Here is a 20875-nt window from a genome sequence, read left to right as displayed (position 1 = left end):
CTTATGCGCTTTTATTGCTTTGCATAAGTGCTTCTATATCGCTTATGGTTTTTGGCGCACTTAGGGTGAGATTTTCATAACCACTTGGGGTTACTAATAAGTTATCTTCAATGCGAATACCAATACCTCGGTATTTTTGCGGTGCATTTGAATCTTCGCTGATATAAAGCCCAGGCTCAATGGTTAAAACCATGCCCGCAGCAAATGCGCGTTCGCTATTATTTTGTTTGTAGTCGCCTACATCATGTACGTCTAGGCCTAACCAATGCCCCAAACCATGCATGTAATATTCTTTACAGGCTTGCTTTGCTATTAACTCATTAAAGTTGCCAGTTAAAATACCCAAATCTAGTAGACCTTGGGTCATAACTGCCATTGCTAAAGCATTAGCATGCGACATATAACCGCCGGGTTTAATTTCTGCAAACGCCACTTCTTGCGCTTTAAGAACAATATTATATAACGCGGCTTGCTCGGGGCTAAATTTACCATTCACTGGAAATGTACGTGTAATATCAGCAGCGTAGCCTTGTAGCTCGCAACCTGAATCTATTAACACTAGATCGCCACTTTTAAGGGCGTCGCTGTTTTGGGTGTAATGTAAAATATTAGCATTGTCGCCACTGCCTACAATAGTGCCATACGCTGGGTGCCGCGCACCATGCATTGCATAATGATGATGTAGCTCAGCTTCTAGCTGAAATTCAGTAGCTCCAGCATGTGAAAAACGCATAGCGCGCATGTGCCCTCGCGCACTAATTTCACAGCCTTCTCGCATAACATCTATCTCGCTTGGCGATTTAAACAAACGCATTTCATGAATAAGGCCACGTATTTCTTTTAAAGTACTCGGTGCTTTGAGTCCTTTTCGAGAGCCACTTCGAAGCATACCTAATAACGAAAACACTTTGGTATCAAATGAAGAGTAGGCGCCTTGTGCAAAATAAATAGCATCTTTTGCATTTAGCATATCGAGTAGCTTATCGTTTAATTCACTGAGTGGGTAAGCTTCATCAAACAAATATTCGTTTTTTGCTTTTTCAAAGCCAATTCTGCGCCCATGCCATACTTCGGCTAGTTTATCTTTATTAAGGCAAAATAATGTACTGGGGGTATCGCTATTTGGAGCAAGTACGAGTACGGCATCGGGCTCATTAAAACCAGTTAAGTAAAAAAAGTCACTATCTTGTCTAAATGCATAGTGAGTGTCGCGGCTGCGCGTAACTTCGCTCGCCGCAGGTATAATTGCCACACTGTTACTATCCATTTTTGCAAGCAGACGCTCACGACGTGCTTTAAACTCTGACTTTTGTATTTCAACCATGTGCAACAAACCCGTTTAACTTAAACTATTAATGAAGTGTTTTTTTAGTGCTAGCAGTACTTTGATCTTTACCTAACTCTGCAAAGCAAAGTAATGCCGACACACGTACATACTCAATCACTTCATGTAGTGCTTGGCTGTCTTCTTCAGTTTCTTCAAAGGTAGTATCAAGGCGAGTAATTTCGCTAAAATCGGTAATAACTTCTTTTACATCTGCTGATAATTTACCGTAATCTTTTTGCTTTAAACCAAAGCCAAGCATAAAACCTGCAACCCAAGAAACCAAACCATTAGCCTGATCTATAAGTGTTTCATCGTCGCTGGGTAAAAACAAATCAAACGCAAACTCTTCATCATTAAAGCTAGCAACGACCTGCTTATAAATGCTGCCAAAAAACTGTTTTAAATTATTACTAAACGAGTCACCATCGTTAAACACATCACTTAACAGCCCTAGATATTCTTTGTCGTCAATCGTTAACCCACAAGCTAATAAACCACTAATTACACCGTGCGCTTCGGCCGGTGATACAAATATTTCATTTTTTTCTAATAATAATTGGGCTTCTTCGTAATCTGGTAAATCGCTCATTGTCATATCTTCATTTTGCTAGTTAAGGCAATGCTACCACTCGATAAAAAGCAACTCCAATAAAAAACATATTTATGGCTAAAAAGCACACTCATAAGTAAATAACTAATAATAAGTGCACAATAACCACGCAAACAAAATAATATTTTGCTTTTGGGGTTTAAGCTTTCGATTATGTCTTATATACTGGATTTGTTCCCTGGGGTGCTGGAGCTTGGTTAAGTCCCTGAGCCGATAAATTTTATACCAGGGTTTCTGTTCGTATACTATTGTGCAAGCTCGGCATGTACCGAGAAGCCTACGGTAAACCGCAGATTCCCGCCCTGAAACCTCAAGGTTTCAGGACTGACACCAACACCACACTTCGGGGAACACCTTCTTATTTTTATAATCCCTCTTATTATTTATTTGTCTTTTTTGTTATAACTTTCTAAATTATTTTTATAATCTTTGGCAAAAAAAAGCTGCAAGCAATTCCTTACTTACAGCTAAACTCTAAATGCTTACACTTATTTACTTAAACCAACCCTGAAAACGCTCCATGAGCATATAATTTACCGGTACTAGCAATAAAGTAATGAAGGTGGCGAATATAATTCCAAAGCCTAAGCTCACAGCCATAGGAATTAAAAATTGCGCTTGAGTCGCTTTTTCAAATAATAACGGCATTAATCCTATAAAAGTGGTTAAGCTAGTTAGCATAACTGGGCGAAAACGTGACGCGCCGGCAAGTTTAACTACCTCAATTAATTCAATCCCTTCTGTGCGTTTTTTATTAATATAGTCAACTAATACCAGCGAGTCATTAACCACTACGCCAATTAATGCTAGCATGCCAAGCAAGCTCATAATGGTTAATTCCATTCCCATGATCCAATGCCCTACTACAGCGCCTATCATGCCAAAGGGTATAACACTCATTACTATTAATGGCTGTAAATACGATTTAAACGGTATCGCTAATAGCGCATAAATAATAAAAAATACAAATACTAACGCCCAAGCAAGTGAACCAAACGACTCTCTTTGCTCTTTTGCTTCTCCTTCTAATGCATAATCAACTCCTGGGTATTGCTGCATTAGCTCATCCAAATACTGGGATAAATCAGCTTGGAGTATGGTCATGTTAGTGTTGCTTTTTTCTATATCGGCGGTCACATTTAAAGTACGGTAACGATCGATTCGATTGATAGTAGACGGGCTTTGCCCTGTAATTAAAATAGCCACATGCGATAAAGGCACTGAGCCACCGGCAGGTGTGTTTATGAGTATATTTTGTAAGTCGGCTACCGAGCGTCTTTCATCAATAGGCAAACGTACCATTACGCGCACATCGTCTCGCCCACGTTGGATCCTTTGTACTTGCGAGCCAAAAAACGAGTTACGCACTTGCCCTGCTACATTTACTCTATTTAAACCCAGCGCTAAGCCTTGCTCTGTAAGCTCTATTTGTAACTCTTCTTTACCATCAGACATACTATCGGCAATATCGAATACAGTTGGGTAGGTCGATAAACGCGTTTTAATATGATCTGCCACGTCTTGTAAAACCTTTAACGATGTACCGCTAAGCTGCACATCTATTGGATCTGAACTACGACCTATTTCGGCTCTAAAGGTGAGACTTTCAGCGCCGGGAATAACGCCAATTAATTCGCGCCATTCACTGGCAAGCTCGCGTGAGCCTATATCTGAATCACGTTTTTCAGCTGGGGTAATTTCAAAGCGTACTGCGCCTGAGTTAGATACTCCGCCGCGCCCGCCCGTTGTTGCTAAAATATTTAAAATAACGCTCTCACCCGTATCAGGGTCACGGTATTTTTCTTGCAATTGCTGGGCCTTTTGCGACATATCAATCACATATTTATTAGTTACTTCAAACGGTGTGCCAGCAGGCAGGGTTAAGTTTACCCGTACGGTTTCGCTGGGAATACGTGGAAAAAATACAAACTTAGTCCAACCACTGGTGATCATAGTTAAAATAATTAAAAACACGCCAACAAATAAGCTCACCGTTGCCAGTTTATGGCGCAGAGCTAAATTAAGAATAGGTTGATAATATTTTAAAATCGCACTTTCAAAGCCATCAGCAAAACGTTGCTGTAGCAGATCAAACTTTGATTGCTTACCTTTTTGGTGACGTAGCTTTATATATTTTAAATGTGCAGGTAAAACAAATTTAGATTCAATTAAAGAAAACAATAATACCGGAATAACCACCACCGGAATTTGTGCAAATAATGCCCCGCGTGCACCTTCAATAAAGGCTAATGGCAAAAAGGCCGCTACCGTGGTTAATACACCAAAAGTCACTGGCGTTGCTACTTCTTGGGTACCTAATATGGCAGCTTGTTCGCCCGATTCGGCTGTTTTTAAATGGGTGTAAACGTTCTCTCCGGTGACTATGGCATCATCAACCACAATACCGAGTACTAAAATAAAACCAAACAAGCTCATTACATTAAGCGTTACGCCAAAAATAGGCATAGCAATAAATGCCCCCATGAACGACACCGGAATACCAATAAACACCCAAAATGCGATAGCTGGGCGTAAAAATAAGGTTAGCAGTGCCAGCACTAAAATACCGCCTTGCAAGGCGTTAGTGGTGAGTGTGGCAATACGGCTTTTAACTAGCTCTGAGTCGTCATCCCAATAACTTAATGCAAAACCTTGCGGCAATGAAGGTTGCTGGGCATTTATATAAGCTTTTACTTCATCGGCAACAGTAATTGCACTTTGTGGGCCTATTCGGTATACGTCGATAAAAGCGGCTTGTTTTCCGTTAAAACGTGTACGCACTGGGGTTTCTTCAAAGCCGTCATTAATTGTGGCTATATCACCTAAGCGAATAATAGTACCGTCGCTTTGGTTTTTAACCACTATGCTGGCAAATTCATCTTTTCGGTATGCTTGTCCTTTTGAGCTAATAAGTACATCGCCACCTTGGGTTTTTAAGTTACCCGCAGAAATGTCTGAGCTTGAGTTAGCAACCGCATTAGAAATTTGCGCCAGTGTTAAGTCATATTGGCGCAATGTATCTTGGCTTACTTCAATAGCCAGTTCGTAGTCGCGCACGCCACTTAACTCAACCTGCGTTACACTGGGTAAACGTAATATTTGATCGCGTACTTGCTCTGCATACTCGCGAGTTTCTTTTTCGCCATAATCACTAGATACAGTTACCGCTATAACCTCTCGTTTTCGCTCAGCTAGAGCAACGATGGGTTTTTCAGCATCCCCAGGAAAGGTATTAATAGCATCAACACGGCTTTTTATATCAGCGAGCAACTCTCGAGGATCGTAGCCGCTTTCCACTTCAACAGTGACAGAGCCCGAACCTTCAGATGAGCGGCTAAATATTTGCTTTATACCCTCTAAATCTTGTACAGACTCCTCTATACGTATAGTGACACCTTGCTCAACATCCTCTGGCGTCGCGCCACGTAAACTAACCTGAATGCTGATCATATCGGTTTCAAACGAAGGAAATACTTCGATCGGTATTTTCGTCGATAAACTAAACAGCCCAGACAGCAACAAAGTTACTAACAATAAATTGGCAGCAACATGGTTTTTGGTAAACCAAGCAATCATGGCTTATCTCCTTGCTTTGCTGCGCGACGTTTTTTTACTAGCTCTGCAACACTAATGCCTTGCTCTTTTGCTTGTTGTGCTAATTGCTCTGCTGTTGGGCGTTGCTTCATACTTTGTGGTTTAGTCGCTTTATTATCTTCGCCTAAAATATTCACTTGTGTACCCGAACTAACTTGGCCCAGTGGCGTAATAACAAGTTTATCACCTGCTTTTAAGCCGGTTTTTATCATTGCAAAAGCGGCATTTTGCCATGCAAGCGTTATATCTTTACGCTTTAATACTCCCTGCTCAACAATATAAACGTAAGACCCCTGATAAATAGTGCTATTTGCAATAATAAGTGCATCAGAAACTGTTTTTCCGGTGATCTGCGCTTTAACGTATTGCCCTATTTTTATTGGGTATTGATTACTTTGTGTTGCTTTATAAGGGTCATTAATTTTAGCAACCACGTAGAGTTGCTGTGCACTTTCATCAATAGCACCTTCGGTACGCGCCAACTGCCCTTGCCATGTTTGCTCACCAACTAAATCAGAGCTAAATTTAATCACGGATCCGGCCTGGTTTTTAGCACCGTCGCGGTACTGCTCAGGTAAATTAATAAAAGGTAGGTCTTTGTTTTTTATTGGCAACCGAATCTCTACGCTGTCTATTGCGTAAATAGTAGCAAGCTGAGTATTGTTGCTAACAACTTGGCCTAAATCTACATTACGACTAAGTACTCGTCCTGCAAAAGGCGCTATTATTTGGGTACGTTCTAAGTTTAACTTGGCTTTTTCAAGTGTTGCTTGCGCCGATAATACTTGTGCTTGTGCTGCAGCTAATTGTGGCTCACGTAGTACCAAGCTACTTGCAGGTTTATCATTACCTAAACGCTGCCAATCTGTAATAGCCTGCTGCCCGCGGGCTTGTTCTTCTAAAAGGCCTTGCTTTGCTGTTAATAAGTTAGCCTGTGCCGATTTAACCTCTGCTTGATAGTCTCTATCGTCGAGTTGGATTAGTACCGCACCTTTTTTAAAAAAACCACCTTCTCTAAAGTCATCGCTTATATTTATAATTAAACCCGATGCTTGAGCAACTAATAAGCTTTGTGTACGTGGTTTTACTGTGCCGTAGCTGTCTACCATCACTTGATAATTTTGCGGCTGCAACATTTGAACTGCTACGTTAATTGATGCTTTTGGTGGTGCACCAAAGCGATTAGCTTCTGGCGGGTTACCTTTAATAAACATGACGATTAAAATAGTGGCGATAATAACCGCGATTGGAATAATAATTTTTGCTATTTTAGTTTTCATTGCTATTACTCTGTAGTTCGGTTGAAGTGTTTGCAAAATCGCCACCAAGGGCAAGGTGTAAATTAACTCGGTTTGCTATCAATTGATTTTTAATACTAATTAAGGAGCTTTGAGCATCGAACGAGCGCCCTTGTGCATCAAGCACTGTAGTGTAGCTAACCAAGCCACTTTGATATTGCTCAAACGATAATTGCTCGGCAGCAAGGGCATTTTCTTGTGCTTCTAGCGTGCTTGTATATTGCGCTTTAAGTGATTGCTGTAGCGTAATCGCATTTTCTACGTCGCTAAAAGCATCGTAAAGTGTTTGTAAATACTGCTGCTCTTGTTTTTGGCTATTTAAACGCGCAATTTCTTCATTCGCTTTTAACCGGCCACCATTAAAAATAGGCGCTGAAATACTGCCAAGTAATGACCATGCTAGGCTAGATGGCGAAAACAAATCGCTTACTCTATCAGTAGTATCACTTAAACTTGCCGTTAAATTTAAACTTGGAAAACGTTGCTTGTGGGCATAAGCCAAGTTTGCATCACTTGCTAAAAGCTGATACCAATTTGCACGTAATGTTGGCTTTCGGGTAATTAACTCTGAGGGTAAACCTAGTGGAATGTCGGTATTGATAACTGGTAGGTCATTATTTGCCGAGATAATTCCTTTTGGATAATCTCCCAATAAACGCTCAAGTACTCTTGCTGTAGTTAATAAGCTAGCTTGCTGAGTAGCAATACGTGAACGCTCATTATTTAGCTCGTTGCGAGCTAAATAAACATCGAGTGCTTCGTTTAATCCTTGACGATAACCTGACTCTATAATATCAAGATTTTGCAAAGCATTGGCTTCTCGGCGCTTATATAAATCAAGTAATTGCTTTGCGGTTACTACATCAAACCAGCCCTTTACTACATCGGCAACTAGCTGTTGTTTGGCTTGTTCAAAGCGCGCCTGTTGCGCTAAGTAGTTTAAATTAGCTTGGCGATTAAAATCTGACAGCTTGCCCCATAAATCAACTTCGTAACCTAAATTCAAGCTCACTGAACTTGCATTATTATAACTAATTGGGCGGTTATTCTTACTGCGGCTAGTACGCGCAGATAAGTCCAAGGTTGGCCACAATGCAGCGCCCGACACAATTAACTGCTGCTTTTGGATCGCCACATCGTAACTACTTTGTAAAAGCTGCTGGTTATTTTTAAGTGCCTGCTCCACAAATTGATTTAACTGTGGATTTTGTAATTGTGTAAGCCATTGCTGTTGTACGTGTAATACCGGCGCAGAGGTTTTTTGTTGCCATTGCTGCGGTACATTACTGGGTGCTTGTTCGCGCTGCTGTGAATTTATATTGCTCGCACAGCCGCTGAGCAGCACAATACTGAGTGCCAATAAAGTTGGCTGGTATTGTTGCCAAATCATAATTAAACCTGAATTACTGCTATTTATAATGTAATTCAAGCACTTTGAACTAAAACGCTCAACTTACTTTACATAACATTACATAATTAGCCATAAACTATCGGATAACTATTTATACTCTATTTCGGTATTAATGATCACTAAGTTCATTAACTGTAAAGTTGAAAGTAACTATAAGCAGGTTTATATAATTAAGGGGTTGGTAAGTAGTGTATGAGCTTAAAATTTTCTGGAACAATTTTAAGCTGTATAGAATGGCCTGCAGGGAAAAATAATACCGTAAAAACAAAAAAACCTCACAAGAGTGAGGTTTTTAATAAATGGTGCCTCGACGCGGAATCGAACCACGGACACGAGGATTTTCAATCCTCTGCTCTACCGACTGAGCTATCGAGGCACATAAACTGTGCGAGTTAACTAAATATTCTAAGTTAACTTTATACTAAACTAATTTAGTAAATAAATAGTGCCGACTAACCGAGTCGACGGGTAACTTGAACAGACTACTGATTACAGCTTTCTTTTCAAATTACATTATAAATGGTGCCGACTAACCGAGTCGAACGGTTGACCTACTGATTACAAGTCAGTTGCTCTACCAGCTGAGCTAAGTCGGCACACAAAACTGTGTGCTAAGGCACTTTATCAATTTTAAAGATTGATAACTTTTAATAAATGGTGCCTCGACGCGGAATCGAACCACGGACACGAGGATTTTCAATCCTCTGCTCTACCGACTGAGCTATCGAGGCACATAAACTGTGCGAGTTAACTAAATATTCTAAGCTAACTTTATACTAAACTAATTTAGTAAATAAATAGTGCCGATCAACTAAGTCGACAGGTAACTTGAACATATTACTGATTACAGCTTTTCTTTTCAAATTACATTATAAATGGTGCCGACTAACCGAATCGGCGGGTAACTTGAACAGACTACTGATTACAGCTTCCCTTATTCAAATTACATTATAAATGGTGCCGACTAACCGAGTCGAACGGTTGACCTACTGATTACAAGTCAGTTGCTCTACCAGCTGAGCTAAGTCGGCACACAAAACTGTGTGCTAAGGCACGCATAATACTGTTTAATATCTTTGATTTCAAACACTATTATTTAATAATGGTGCCCAGACGCGGAATCGAACCACGGACACGAGGATTTTCAATCCTCTGCTCTACCGACTGAGCTATCTGGGCGTGCGGCGTATTAAACGAGTTTTACCGATACAAGTCAACTTTTTTTTCATTCTTAATAACTGTTTGCACGGTTTTTATGCAACTCGGGACTTTTTTAATTAATACCGCTCATTTATACTACAAACCAGCAAAAAGTAGCATCATAACTTTAACTTAAACTATGCTAATATTATTGTGTATTTTTTACATCGTTCTATTCAAAGTACGGTAAAGGCTTACCGTGTTATTAATATACCAATTAGGAAAAATCCATGCAGAGTAAGTTCTCTTCAGTGATAAAAGGTTTGTTACCTCTTTTTTTATTAAGTAATGTAATTATAACCATACTATTTATAATTGCCTTTTCACTTTATTCTCAAAGTGAAGCAAGTACTAAAAAAAGCACACCGCTTATTGATATTACTTCACTGGCTAACAAGCTAGAAGCACCTCTTGTCGACGCTTTAACCATTTACGGACAAGGTAAAGTGCAAGAGCTGCTTGAACTTACCTCTATATTTAGTGACAATTTTGAATACACGCTCTATCGCTTTAGCGCTACAGCACAAACTGAGCTAGTGTATAGCACTAACAAACCTGCAATTGCTGCTATTAAACTTAACGAGCACTTAGTTGATCAAGGTGTACTGCATAATGTTTTAACGCTTAACGATCAACCTATTGGCGAGCTTATTTTAAAGCAAAAAAAATCCCCACCTACATTAACTAAACAAACGTCATTATTGAGCGCCTATTTTATGGCTTGTATAGCGGTTATTACATTATTTGTATTAGCGCTGCTATTAAATCAATATATTAATAACCGTTTACGTAAGAGTACGGGCTTACTCAGCGAAGAATTACAGGCTATAACTGATAGCAGTAATTTTAACAGCACTGTAAATGAACAGTTAGGCAATGGCTTGAATGTGATTGCACTAAATATTAATTTTTTATTAAAAAAAGTACAGGCAGCTTTATCTGAGAATGAAAAAACTCAAAAAGAATTACAAAAACTGCAAAACAATCTCGAAATTGAAGTGCAAACTCGAACCCTTGCACTTGAAAAAGAAACTTTAAATGCGCAAAAAGCGAGTGAAACTAAAACAACCTTTTTAGCGACTATGAGCCATGAAATTAGAACCCCTATGAATGGCGTTATAGGGACTATAGATTTACTGCGCCAAACAAATTTAGACGGCTCACAATATCGTCTTAGTACTATTATTCGTGAATCTGCATTTTCTTTACTGAGTATTTTGGACGACATTTTAGATTTTTCTAAAATTGAAGCTGGTAAACTTAATATTGACCCTATCCCATTTTCTGTCACCGATACGATTGAAGAGGTGGTGCGCGTACTTTCTTCTATAGCCAAGCACCGCGATCTCGATTTAAACCTATCAATTGCTCCTGATATCCCTATTAACCTTATTGGTGATAACACTCGAGTACGTCAGATACTATATAACCTATGCAGTAATGCGATTAAGTTTACGAGTACAACTGAGTCGCATAAGGGGCAGGTTAATATATCTGTAGAGGTAGCTCACAACACTGCAGAGCACTTCACTTTACGTTTTTGTGTAACCGATAATGGTAAAGGCATGAGCCAAGCGCAATTAAGAGAAATATTTAATCCGTTTATTCAAGCGGAAAGCTCAATAACCAGAGAATACGGTGGAACCGGCCTTGGCTTGTCAATTTGTAAAAGTTTAACCGAGTTAATGTTAGGTACTATATCGGTTAATAGTAATATTGGTATAGGCAGTGAGTTCACTGTAGAACTGCCATTTAGTACCTCAGGAAAAATTAAGTTCGCACATAAAAATAGCTTAGATGGCAGGCATATTGTTGTAGTAAGCAATAATGTTGACCGTGAAAAAGTAATCTATCGTTATTTATCATTTATGGGCGCTAAAATAACCTATGTGCATAACGAGCAAGAAATTGAGTCTCTGCACGATGCTAAAGATATCATTTGGGTTGTTGATGGTATTGATAATATGGACAGCATAAATGCATTTTTAAGGCGTTTACTTTACTCTTTAGAGGATAATAATCAGCAGGTTGTCGTTTTAAGCAAGCTAGATGATGCAGCTATTAATCATAAAAATATTTTTTATATTAACGCAACGCCATTATGTAAGTCTAACTTTATGCTATCAATACTTGTAGCTGCAGGTTTACATCAGCCTAAGCACATTAAAAAAAACATAGCATACGATAACCATTTAACTACAGAGCAAGCTTTAGCCGCTAACAAGCTTATTTTGTTAGTTGAAGATAACATTTTGAATCAGCAAGTTATAACTGATCAACTGCACATCTTAGGTTACGGTGTTGAAGTAGCTAATAACGGTGAGGAAGGGATTAATATGTGGCGAAAAGGTAACTATTCGCTCATTTTAACCGATTTACATATGCCGATAATGTCGGGCTGCGATATGGTCGAAAAAATCCGCAATGAGGCCGAAATGCTAGGTTCGGTTATTTCACAGCCTTATATAATAGCCGTGACAGCCAACTCTTTAAAAGGTGAAAAAGAACGCTGTTTAGCTGTTGGTATTAACGACTTTATTACTAAGCCGGTTGAGCTTAACGTTTTAGAAAATACACTAATACGCTGGAATGAAAAAAGTAATCACAAGAGCATAGACATACCACATCAAAAGCCAGCAATGCCAATAGATATGGATTCAGTAGCTAAATACATTAATGGCGATGACGCGAAGAAAATACGTTTTTTTAAAATGTATTTAGAGCAAAGCCAAGAGCTAATAAAGTCGATTAACTTTGGTGTTATGCAAAGCAACGTTAATGAGATTCTTGAGGGGTGTCATCAATTAAAGTCTATATCTAAAACCATTGGGGCGCATCGCGTCGCTGAACTGGCCGTCGTGTTTGAAGAGCAATGTAAAACAGATGAACTAAACAGCGATAAGTTAATTGATTTAAGAGATCAATTAGAAATTGAATATTCTAAAGCTGCTCAATTTTTAAAAGAGCAAATTAAAAGTGCCGAGCAGCAAGAACAACCGAGTTAATTAATTTAGGTATAAAAAAAGGGCTATTTAGCCCTTTTTTTATACCACATAACAATTACTTTTCTGGTGGTTTGTAGCCTTCAATTTCTACTTCTTTGTTTTCAAACAAAAAACCAACCATTTGCTGCTCTAAAAAGCTACGATGCTCTGGGTCCATCATATTTAAATGCTTTTCGTTAATCAGCATTGTTTGCTTGTGCTGCCACTGCGCCCAAGCCTCTTTAGAGATATTGTTAAAGATTTTTTCGCCTATTTCGCCAGGATATAATTGAAATCCAAGCCCTTCAGCTTCTTTTTGTAACTTTTGACAAAATACTGTACGTGCCATAATTAATTCTCTTTAGCGATAGTTATAAACAAGTCTAACCTATTGGTGCAATTTGTTTAACCAACTTTTTAGTTGGTGCTGCTAAACCCACCTCAATTGACTGATCTAGTGGGTACCAAACTAATTGTCGGTCGTTAATTACATCTGGAACTTGTACTACATTTAGCACATGTGGATTAATAGTAAGTTCAAAGTGCGAAAATATATGGGTAAAGGGTTCAAGCGCCACTAAGTCAGCTGTTAGCCCTTGCTGCGCTATAAACACCTCTAGTTCGCTCAACTCATTAAACTCAAAAAAGCCAAACAACCCGCCCCATATTCCTGAGTTAGGCCGTTTTTCCATGAGCACTTTATCATCATGTTTAATAATTAACTGATGGCAGCTTTTTTTCGGCACTGCTTTTTTAGGTTTTGAGTGTGGGAATGTTTTTACCTGCTGCGTTTTAAATGCACCACAGCGGCTACTTAACGGACATGCAGGGCAGTCAAAACGACTACGCGAACATAAGCTCGAGCCTAAATCCATCATAGCTTGATTAAACTCGGTTACGTTATTTTTAGGCGTTAGCTGCTCGCTCAAATGCCAAAGTTGGCTTTCGACTTTTTTAACACCATACCAGCCTTCAACCATAAAAAAACGGGCTAATACTCGCTTAACATTACCATCGAGTATGGGGTGATGCTGCCCAAGTGAAAGTGATAACACTGCACCGGCTGTAGAGCGCCCTATTCCGGGTAAATCAATAACCTCTTCAAGCGTTGTAGGAAACTGCCCCTGATACTTGTCACGAACTATTTTAGCTGTTTTATGTAAGTTACGTGCCCTTGCGTAATACCCTAAACCAGTCCAGTGATGCAGCACCTGATCTTCATCGGCGTTAGCTAAAGCAATAATATCGGGAAAGCTTTGCATAAACCTTTCAAAATAAGGGATAACGGTCACTACTTGAGTTTGTTGTAACATCACTTCAGACACCCATACTTTATAGGGTGTTTTTGTTAACTGCCACGGCAGCGTTTTTCTACCATGAAGGTGATACCAATCAACCACTTGGTTAGAAAACCAATCAGACTGCTGTTTATTTAAATCCAAAATAGTTTACTTTTTACGTATGCTCAATGGCGGCTCAGTTTATTGCAGTTAGTGAAAAGATCAAGCTATAGCGCCTCTATACACCTAGTAAAATCAGCTAGAGCTTGTTATCCATGGCTTGGTCAGGGATAATACGCAACCATTTTTTAAACCAGTTATTTTTGTCAGGCCAATAATATGAGTGAATCAAGTAACACTAATCTTGAGCAAGCAAAGCAAGAAGGTAAGTATATCCGCACTATTCGTAGTTTTGTAAAGCGCGAAGGTCGTTTAACCAAAGGCCAAGCTGCCGCTATCGAAAAATGCTGGCCAATAATGGGCTTAGAGCATAAAAATGGCATGCTTGATTTAAGCGAAGTTTTTGGCAATAACAATGATGTAGTGCTAGAAATTGGTTTTGGTATGGGCAAATCACTGGTTGAAATGGCAAAAAATGCCCCGCATTTAAACTTTATTGGCATAGAAGTACACCGCCCAGGCGTTGGTGCTTGTTTAATGGATGCTGATGAAGCGGGTATTACTAATCTGCGTATTTTTGAACACGATGCGGTTGAAGTTTTAGCCGATTGTATAGCAGATGAAAGTTTAACAACCTTACAATTGTTTTTCCCTGATCCTTGGCATAAAAAGCGTCACCATAAACGCCGTATTGTACAAGGCGAGTTTGTTGAAAAATTACGTTCACAGTTAAAAATGGGCGGTGTTTTTCATATGGCTACCGACTGGGAAAATTATGCTGAGCATATGCTTGAAGTAATGCAAGCTGCGCCTGGCTTTAAAAACCAGTCAGCAACAAACGACTACGTACCACGCCCTGATTTACGCCCGTTAACCAAGTTTGAGCAACGCGGCCATCGTTTAGGTCATGGTGTGTGGGACTTAATGTTTGAACGCACTAAGTAATCTGTATTTCGGATAATAAATACCTTAACCAACATTAACCAACATTTAGGTTAAGTACATAACTCTGTAAATTATATAATCTGTAAGGTAAAGCCATTTATGAGCGTATTAACCAATCCAAGCCTACTGTTACTTCGCAATAGCGAAAAGTTAGTTGGGAAATCTATATTGGTGGTCAACTTTGTTCAAGATGGCTTTTTAGCCGAGCTTAAAAAGCGCAACCCTGAGAGTAAAATAACCGCCTTTAGCTACAATCATGCTAATGGCGAATTTGCCAAAAACACACCCGGCGTTGATGTATGTGTAAACCACTGTATTAGCGGTAACGACTTTGATTTAGTGATTCTTTACTATCCAAAATCAAAACCTGAAGTTCTTATGGCGCTTGATAATATACGCGCAGTAATTACAGCAGATGCTGAGTTACTGGTGGTTGGCGAAAATAAGAGTGGTGTTAAATCAATAGAAAAACAGCTTACTGATAAAGCTAATTTTAGTAATAAAATAGACTCAGCAAAGCACTGTGTTTTATATTCATTTGCAGAGCTTAAACAACTTAGTCAGTTTAATATTAGCGATTATCATAAGCCATTTACGGTCAGTGTGGCCGATAGCGAATTTACCGCTATCAGTATTCCTGGGGTATTTAATCACGGTAATTTAGATGTTGGCACTAAAATATTGCTTGAAAACGCTCCGTTTATTAAGCAAGGTACTGTGCTCGATTTTGGTTGTGGCGCTGGCTTAATTGCAACTTATTTAGGGCTGCAAAATCCGACATTGAGCTTTGTTTGTAGTGATGTGAGCGCTTTGGCAATCTATGCAACAACGCAAACCCTTAAGCTTAATAACATTAAAGGCGAAGCCCTCTTAAGTGATGGACTTACTAACATTACAGGTAAGTTCGATCTTATTATTAGTAACCCACCTTTTCATACCGGTATTGCAACCGACTACACAGTGGCTGAAACCTTTTTAGCCAATGCTAAACAGCACCTAACTAAAGCAGGTAAGTTGAATATTGTTGCTAATAGCTTTTTAAAATACCCGCCAATTTTAGAAGCACAATTTGATAACTATCACACCGTGTTTAAAAATAATAAGTTTGCCGTTTACAGCAGTTAATAATGCTCATGTTTGAGCACCTCACGTGCTCAAACTTATTTATAAAATTAATTACCCTCCTGAATTTTTACCGCTTAGCAATAATAGTCAAAATATTGAGGGGAATAGTAAAATCAAGTATTTGACCTTTTTATAACAAATAAATAAGGGTAGGGTACGAGAACTATTTCAAGCCGTCTATCTGCTGGCAAACCTGTTAAGTAATATCCAAGTAAACTCTGAGCGTAAAACAGCTTTTATAGTTAAAGTAAAAACGACACTCACCAACAACACCACAGCTTCAATAACGTACTGATTAATTATAAGCATGCTCTTGAATTTTAACTTTATGACCTCATTAATAGAGCATTCGTTATTCAACTATATTATTTAGTGAATTAACTGCTTAAAGTTAAATATTTTCTGAACTTTAATGCTTTTAAGATATCACATACATTGATGAAAGGTTGGAAAGTGATATAATTTCGTTTTGAATTAGTCTGATTATTTTAAGTATCTTTACCTGATTGATGGATGTATCAATTACTAAAGGGAAATGGCTTTGACTTTAATAATTCAAAATATGCATCCAATTTTAAAGATCAATTAAACAGTAGCTTTACTCTATACCTTTTAAGTAGGCTGTGCGGATCCTGCTGTTTTTCTCTAATTGTTTTTACTTGTTAACAATTAGATATAATCCTATACTCTTTTAGTAATCGGTTTATAAAACTATACCGGTTTTTTTATAAATAAAACACACCAAAAGGTTAATTAAAAATGCAAACGCCAGTCATTCTGATAGTAGAGGATGAAGACGTAACTAGACTAAACCTCGTTAGTTTATTTGAAGCTGAAGGTTACAAAGTTATTGAAGCCATTGATGGCGATGACATGCATGATAAGCTTACAAATAATGACGACGTCAATCTTGTAGTTATGGATATCAATCTACCGGGTAAAAACGGGCTAATTTTAGCACGTGAGTTACGCCAAAAACGCAAAGTCGGTCTTATTTTCTTAACAGGCCGTGACAATGATGTAGATCGTATTTTAGGCCTAGAAATTGGTGCTGATGACTATATTACTAAACCGTTTAATCCTCGCGAATTAACTATTCGTGCGCGTAATTTAATTACTCGTACTGCCCTAGGTGGTGAAGAGTCTGCACTTGAAACAAATGGTGTAATTACGTTTAACGGTTGGGAACTTGACGAAAACAGTCGCTGTCTTACTTCTCCAGGTGGAGACGCAAAACGTCTACCTAAAGGCGAATACAGAGCACTGCGTTTAATGCTTGACTCTCCAGGTCGTATTTTTAGCCGTGAGCAATTAATTAAACACATGACTGGCCGTGAGCTACGTGCAAACGATAGAACAGTTGATGTTACAATTCGTCGTATTCGTAAGCACTTTGAAAGCGACAACTCAACAACTGAGTTGATCAGCACCATTCATGGTGAAGGTTATCGCTTCATTGGTAAAATCGACAGCTAATTAGTTACTCTAATTGCTGTAAGAATAAATGAAGGGCATGTTGTCCTTCATTTATTTTGTCTGCTAAAACATCTAACCACTGCTTTAATACCTCGTCAGATTCATTCAGCGCACCATACTCCATTACTTTTGCATGTAATTGCACATCATTTAAGCCTACAGATCCCGCAGCACCTTTAAGCTTATGTGCAACTGATTTATATTCTTCTCTGTCGCCTGAGTTTAACGAGGTAAGTAACTCTTGCTGATACTGGGGATTGAGTTTTTCAAATAACTGACTACTGCGTTTAAACACCACCAAACCCATTGAGTTTACAAAGTCTTCTATAGTTTCAACATCAAGTAAATGTGCATTAATGTCAGCAAGCGCTGCTGCACTTACTTTTAATTGTGGCTCATTACTTCTTGTTTGTTTTATACCAAATAAATCAGCTAATATTTTATCTAGTTTTACCGTATTGATAGGCTTAGCGAGCGCTCCTTGGATTAAAATCCCCTCTAGCTCTTGCTCTGCACTGCGCACATTTGCGGTAAGCGCTACAATAGGTAATTTATCAAAATGGCTATCGGCTCTTATTTGCCTTGCTACTTCATCACCGTTTATATCGGGTAACTGCATATCAAGTAAGATCAAATCTAAATCGTCTTCAGTTTCTACAAAAGACAATGCATCTTCGCCGGTCTCAGCCCAAATAACTTCATGACCACGCTGTTCAAGTAAGTTAGTCGCAATTTCGGCATTTAACGGCACATCTTCTACTAACAGTATATTTAAGCTGCGTCCTACATAACTATTCTCAGTGGGTGCGCTACATAAAATTAACGGTATTTCTACTATAAAGCAGCTCCCCTCGCCTTCGGTACTATTAACCGAAATAATCCCCTGCATTGCATCAACTAAGGCTTTGGTTACTGCTAAGCCAATGCCAGAACCAATAGCATTGGTGCCTTTAAGATCTGGCGCTTTATAATACATATCAAAAATACGAGAGAGCTGTTCGGCTGGTATGCCTTCTCCGGTGTCTGATATTTTCATGGTAAGCCAAGGGCCATCATCTCGATTTTCACGAATACAGGTAAGGGTTACACTGCCCTTATGAGTAAATTTAACCGCATTATTTATTAAGTTCCAAACAACTTGGCGAAGTCGGGTTGGATCTAGTTGCGCATAAATATCTAGCATGCCTAAGCGTTTAATATCAAAAGAAAGATCTTTTTGTTCAGCAATTAGGCCTGCAAAGTTAACCACATCGTTAATAAAGTCAGATACGTTTATAGCATTAGTTGCAATATCTAACTGCTCTCTGTCTATTTTGTCTAAATCTATAATGTCGTTAAATATATTACCTAGTGTTTCGGCACTCGAAAACACCGTATTACACCAACTACGCTGCTGTTTATTAAGCTCTGTATCAAGCAACATACGTGTTAAACCAACAATGCCATTAAGTGGTGTACGCAACTCATGGCTCAAAGTGGCAATAAACTTACCTTTATCTTTGTAGGCTGTTTCAAGTGCTTCTGCAGCCTCTTTACGACTCGTAATATCACGGCCAAATGCAAGTAAACCTATGTACTCACCTTTATCGTTAATAAATGGCAATTTACGTAATTCAAACCAACGCGTTTCGCCGCCCACATCGTATTGAACATCTATAGTTAATGCTTGATGAGTTTGCTCTACCTGTTTATCGGTTTTTAAAACTTCAGATAAAAATTGATTAGGAAATATTTGTTCAGCACTCTTACCGATAAATTCGTCACTGGTTTTACCCATTACTTCTTCAAACATTTTATTACAGCCAGCAAACACACCGTTGTTGTCGCGGTAATAAAATAAATCGGGGGAGGAGTCTACTATTGAGCGCTGTAGCATACTTTGCTGGGCAAGCTCTTGTTGTGTTTTTTTACGCTCAGCAATTTCTTTTCTTAGCTCTTCTATTGCCCGGTGCTTGGCATGGAACGCCATTTTACGCTCATCAATTTCTACATTTAAGCGATTTATATTATCTTTTAATGTTTGATTGAGTAGCTTTTCTTGTTTTGTCGCACTGTCTAAATATGCATAGGAGGCATCTAGTTGCCTGATTGAATTTATTAGCACGCTTATAACCAGAGGCGATACCACAGAGGTAAAAAATACCACTGCCAATATATCAACAAGATTAACTTCTCCAACGGCAACATAATAAAACATACTTGATAAAACAAGCGAAACTGCCAATAACAAAGCATAGCAAATGGCTGCAGTTTTAAACTCACCAAACCGAGTTATTAAACTAGAAAGAACTCGAGCCCAAGGGCTCAAAGAAGAATCGGTCATATATCAGTGTTTCTCTTAGCTTAATTACAAAAAGGTTTAAATTGCATGTTATGGTTAATTTTAGCATTTTCTATCAGCTATTTTCATGTTGTGCGATAAAAACTCTAATATTTATTGTTTGAATCATTAGCTGGCTACAACTCATCATTCCAGCAATAAATTATTTAGTGTAAAATGCGGCGCTTTATTATTGCTAATAACGAGTAACACACCATGCAAACTAATATGCCCGATATAGCTAACACGGCTCCCGCCTTACAAACTGGTACATTAGACTGGGTGGGAATGGGTGAAATTGAACTGCCATTTATTTTTGAGTCGCATGGCATAACGCCAGTTACTGTTAATGCTAAAGCCCGTGCTTTTGTAAACTTACACAAAGAAGATGCAAAAGGCATTCATATGTCGCGCTTATTTTTAGCGCTCGACACGCTCTCTACTGAGCAGCAAGTTAATCCTCAAACATTGGCTCAAGCGCTCGATTTTTTTATTAGTAGCCACGAAGGCTTAAGTGATAAAGCACTTATAGAATTTAAGTTTGAATTACCACTGCGCCGTAAATCGTTATTAAGCGGCAAGGCTGGCTGGAAAAGCTACCCCGTTATATTAACCAGCACAATTGAACAAGGTGTTATTAATTACGAGCTAAGTGTTGATGTAACCTATTCATCAACTTGCCCATGTTCAGCGGCACTTGCGCGTCAGCTGATACAAAATGCATTTGCCGAAAAATTCAGTCAAGAAACCCTCTGTCAAAAAGAAGCACTAGAATGGCTAGGTACTACGCAAGGTATTGTAGCCACCCCACACTCGCAGCGCTCAATTGCTAATGTAAAAGTAAAGCTCGACAGTAATATTACTCAATTTGACGTAGTTAATTTAATTAACACGATTGAAGATGAATTAAAAACGCCAGTACAAGCGGCAGTGAAACGTGAAGATGAACAAGAGTTTGCCCGCCTAAATGGTCAAAATTTAATGTTTTGTGAAGATGCTGCTCGTAAAATTAAAGCGCTACTAGAAACACAGCAATACAGTGATTACTGGTTACAAATAAATCATTACGAATCGCTGCATGCGCACGACGCACTCGCTATTGCAGTTAAAGGCGTTGCTGGCGGTTATAGAGCTTAAGTTCTTATTTTGCAGTGTTCAATATCCATACGGGAACATACTACTTAA

At 38.8% G+C, this 20875-nt stretch carries 13 protein-coding genes, 5 tRNA genes and 1 other RNA gene; 6 read left to right on the top strand and 13 right to left on the bottom strand.

The features are described from left to right. Position 1: 1 nt before the first annotated feature. Positions 2 to 1324 carry a Xaa-Pro aminopeptidase gene (gene pepP, locus H5058_RS05170; protein WP_182677167.1) on the bottom strand — a complete coding sequence of 441 codons (1323 nt, stop codon included), beginning with the start codon at positions 1322 to 1324 and terminating at the stop codon, positions 2 to 4. A 28-nt stretch (positions 1325 to 1352) separates the two neighbouring features. Further along, positions 1353 to 1916, bottom strand: coding sequence for a UPF0149 family protein (locus H5058_RS05165; RefSeq protein WP_011327261.1), 564 nt, complete (start codon positions 1914 to 1916; stop codon positions 1353 to 1355). A gap of 193 nt (positions 1917 to 2109) precedes the next feature. Here H5058_RS05165 and ssrS point away from each other — a divergent pair. Beyond that, positions 2110 to 2291, top strand: a non-coding RNA gene (gene ssrS, locus H5058_RS05160) — 6S RNA. 138 nt (positions 2292 to 2429) lie between these two features. Here ssrS and H5058_RS05155 read toward each other — a convergent pair. The 8 genes from H5058_RS05155 to H5058_RS05120 all read right to left on the bottom strand — a co-directional run bounded on the left by H5058_RS05155 (position 2430) and on the right by H5058_RS05120 (position 9419). Further along, positions 2430 to 5513: an efflux RND transporter permease subunit gene (locus tag H5058_RS05155; protein ID WP_011327260.1), complete on the bottom strand. Its 3084-nt coding sequence runs from the start codon at positions 5511 to 5513 to the stop codon at positions 2430 to 2432. Beyond that, positions 5510 to 6811, bottom strand: coding sequence for an efflux RND transporter periplasmic adaptor subunit (locus H5058_RS05150; protein WP_182677165.1), 1302 nt, complete (start codon positions 6809 to 6811; stop codon positions 5510 to 5512). Before H5058_RS05150 ends, H5058_RS05155 begins: the two co-directional genes overlap by 4 nt. Then, complete coding sequence (locus tag H5058_RS05145; protein WP_179807624.1) at positions 6801 to 8219, bottom strand: efflux transporter outer membrane subunit; 1419 nt, start codon at positions 8217 to 8219, stop codon at positions 6801 to 6803. The genes H5058_RS05150 and H5058_RS05145 overlap by 11 nt, the downstream gene beginning before the upstream one ends. Positions 8220 to 8540: 321 nt before the next feature. Next, positions 8541 to 8616: transfer RNA gene (locus H5058_RS05140), tRNA-Phe, on the bottom strand. Positions 8617 to 8760: 144 nt separating this feature from the next. Next, positions 8761 to 8836 (bottom strand) — tRNA-Thr (locus H5058_RS05135). A 59-nt stretch (positions 8837 to 8895) separates the two neighbouring features. Continuing rightward, positions 8896 to 8971, bottom strand: a tRNA-Phe gene (locus tag H5058_RS05130). Between the two features lie 224 nt (positions 8972 to 9195). Further along, positions 9196 to 9271: transfer RNA gene (locus H5058_RS05125), tRNA-Thr, on the bottom strand. 72 nt (positions 9272 to 9343) lie between these two features. Next, positions 9344 to 9419 (bottom strand) — tRNA-Phe (locus H5058_RS05120). A gap of 251 nt (positions 9420 to 9670) precedes the next feature. Between H5058_RS05120 and H5058_RS05115 the strand changes: the two genes are divergently transcribed. Then, positions 9671 to 12445: a hybrid sensor histidine kinase/response regulator gene (locus H5058_RS05115; RefSeq protein WP_182677163.1), complete on the top strand. Its 2775-nt coding sequence runs from the start codon at positions 9671 to 9673 to the stop codon at positions 12443 to 12445. A 55-nt stretch (positions 12446 to 12500) separates the two neighbouring features. Here H5058_RS05115 and H5058_RS05110 read toward each other — a convergent pair whose 3' ends face one another. Together H5058_RS05110 and mutY are read right to left on the bottom strand one after the other, a co-directional pair. After that, positions 12501 to 12773 carry an oxidative damage protection protein gene (locus H5058_RS05110; RefSeq protein WP_011327256.1) on the bottom strand — a complete coding sequence of 91 codons (273 nt, stop codon included), beginning with the start codon at positions 12771 to 12773 and terminating at the stop codon, positions 12501 to 12503. Positions 12774 to 12807: 34 nt separating this feature from the next. Further along, positions 12808 to 13869 (bottom strand): A/G-specific adenine glycosylase, encoded by a 1062-nt coding sequence (gene mutY, locus H5058_RS05105; protein ID WP_182677203.1) that lies wholly within the window; start codon positions 13867 to 13869, stop codon positions 12808 to 12810. Positions 13870 to 14043: 174 nt separating this feature from the next. Between mutY and trmB the strand changes: the two genes are divergently transcribed. The 3 genes from trmB to arcA all read left to right on the top strand — a co-directional run bounded on the left by trmB (position 14044) and on the right by arcA (position 17370). After that, positions 14044 to 14769 carry a tRNA (guanosine(46)-N7)-methyltransferase TrmB gene (gene trmB, locus H5058_RS05100; protein ID WP_089367781.1) on the top strand — a complete coding sequence of 242 codons (726 nt, stop codon included), beginning with the start codon at positions 14044 to 14046 and terminating at the stop codon, positions 14767 to 14769. A gap of 99 nt (positions 14770 to 14868) precedes the next feature. Next, positions 14869 to 15894 carry a methyltransferase gene (locus H5058_RS05095; RefSeq protein WP_182677161.1) on the top strand — a complete coding sequence of 342 codons (1026 nt, stop codon included), beginning with the start codon at positions 14869 to 14871 and terminating at the stop codon, positions 15892 to 15894. A gap of 759 nt (positions 15895 to 16653) precedes the next feature. Next, complete coding sequence (arcA, locus tag H5058_RS05090) at positions 16654 to 17370, top strand: two-component system response regulator ArcA (RefSeq protein ID WP_011327252.1); 717 nt, start codon at positions 16654 to 16656, stop codon at positions 17368 to 17370. A 4-nt stretch (positions 17371 to 17374) separates the two neighbouring features. Here the strand turns inward: arcA and arcB are convergent, their stop codons facing one another. Beyond that, positions 17375 to 19693: an aerobic respiration two-component sensor histidine kinase ArcB gene (arcB, locus tag H5058_RS05085; RefSeq protein ID WP_182677159.1), complete on the bottom strand. Its 2319-nt coding sequence runs from the start codon at positions 19691 to 19693 to the stop codon at positions 17375 to 17377. A gap of 213 nt (positions 19694 to 19906) precedes the next feature. On the opposite strand from arcB, the gene folE2 reads away from it, so the two are divergent. Then, the gene (gene folE2 / locus H5058_RS05080) at positions 19907 to 20827 is read left to right on the top strand and encodes a GTP cyclohydrolase FolE2 (RefSeq protein WP_182677157.1); all 921 of its coding nucleotides are present in this window, start codon (positions 19907 to 19909) and stop codon (positions 20825 to 20827) included. Positions 20828 to 20875 lie beyond the last annotated feature (48 nt).

This window comes from Pseudoalteromonas sp. SR45-4 (assembly GCF_014163535.1).
Classification (GTDB): domain Bacteria; phylum Pseudomonadota; class Gammaproteobacteria; order Enterobacterales; family Alteromonadaceae; genus Pseudoalteromonas; species Pseudoalteromonas nigrifaciens.
The sequence above is the reverse complement of the archived record's forward strand: the minus strand, read 5'-3'. Positions and strand labels throughout refer to the sequence as shown.

Coding starts and splice junctions, on each gene's coding strand:
- H5058_RS05155 (WP_011327260.1), bottom strand. CDS start 5,513: ATGATTGCTTGGTTTACCAAAAACCATGTTGCTGCCAATTTATTGTTA.
- H5058_RS05145 (WP_179807624.1), bottom strand. CDS start 8,219: ATGATTTGGCAACAATACCAGCCAACTTTATTGGCACTCAGTATTGTG.
- arcA (WP_011327252.1), top strand. CDS start 16,654: ATGCAAACGCCAGTCATTCTGATAGTAGAGGATGAAGACGTAACTAGA.
- H5058_RS05165 (WP_011327261.1), bottom strand. CDS start 1,916: ATGAGCGATTTACCAGATTACGAAGAAGCCCAATTATTATTAGAAAAA.
- folE2 (WP_182677157.1), top strand. CDS start 19,907: ATGCAAACTAATATGCCCGATATAGCTAACACGGCTCCCGCCTTACAA.
- H5058_RS05095 (WP_182677161.1), top strand. CDS start 14,869: ATGAGCGTATTAACCAATCCAAGCCTACTGTTACTTCGCAATAGCGAA.
- H5058_RS05150 (WP_182677165.1), bottom strand. CDS start 6,811: ATGAAAACTAAAATAGCAAAAATTATTATTCCAATCGCGGTTATTATC.
- trmB (WP_089367781.1), top strand. CDS start 14,044: ATGAGTGAATCAAGTAACACTAATCTTGAGCAAGCAAAGCAAGAAGGT.
- arcB (WP_182677159.1), bottom strand. CDS start 19,693: ATGACCGATTCTTCTTTGAGCCCTTGGGCTCGAGTTCTTTCTAGTTTA.
- H5058_RS05110 (WP_011327256.1), bottom strand. CDS start 12,773: ATGGCACGTACAGTATTTTGTCAAAAGTTACAAAAAGAAGCTGAAGGG.
- H5058_RS05115 (WP_182677163.1), top strand. CDS start 9,671: ATGCAGAGTAAGTTCTCTTCAGTGATAAAAGGTTTGTTACCTCTTTTT.
- pepP (WP_182677167.1), bottom strand. CDS start 1,324: ATGGTTGAAATACAAAAGTCAGAGTTTAAAGCACGTCGTGAGCGTCTG.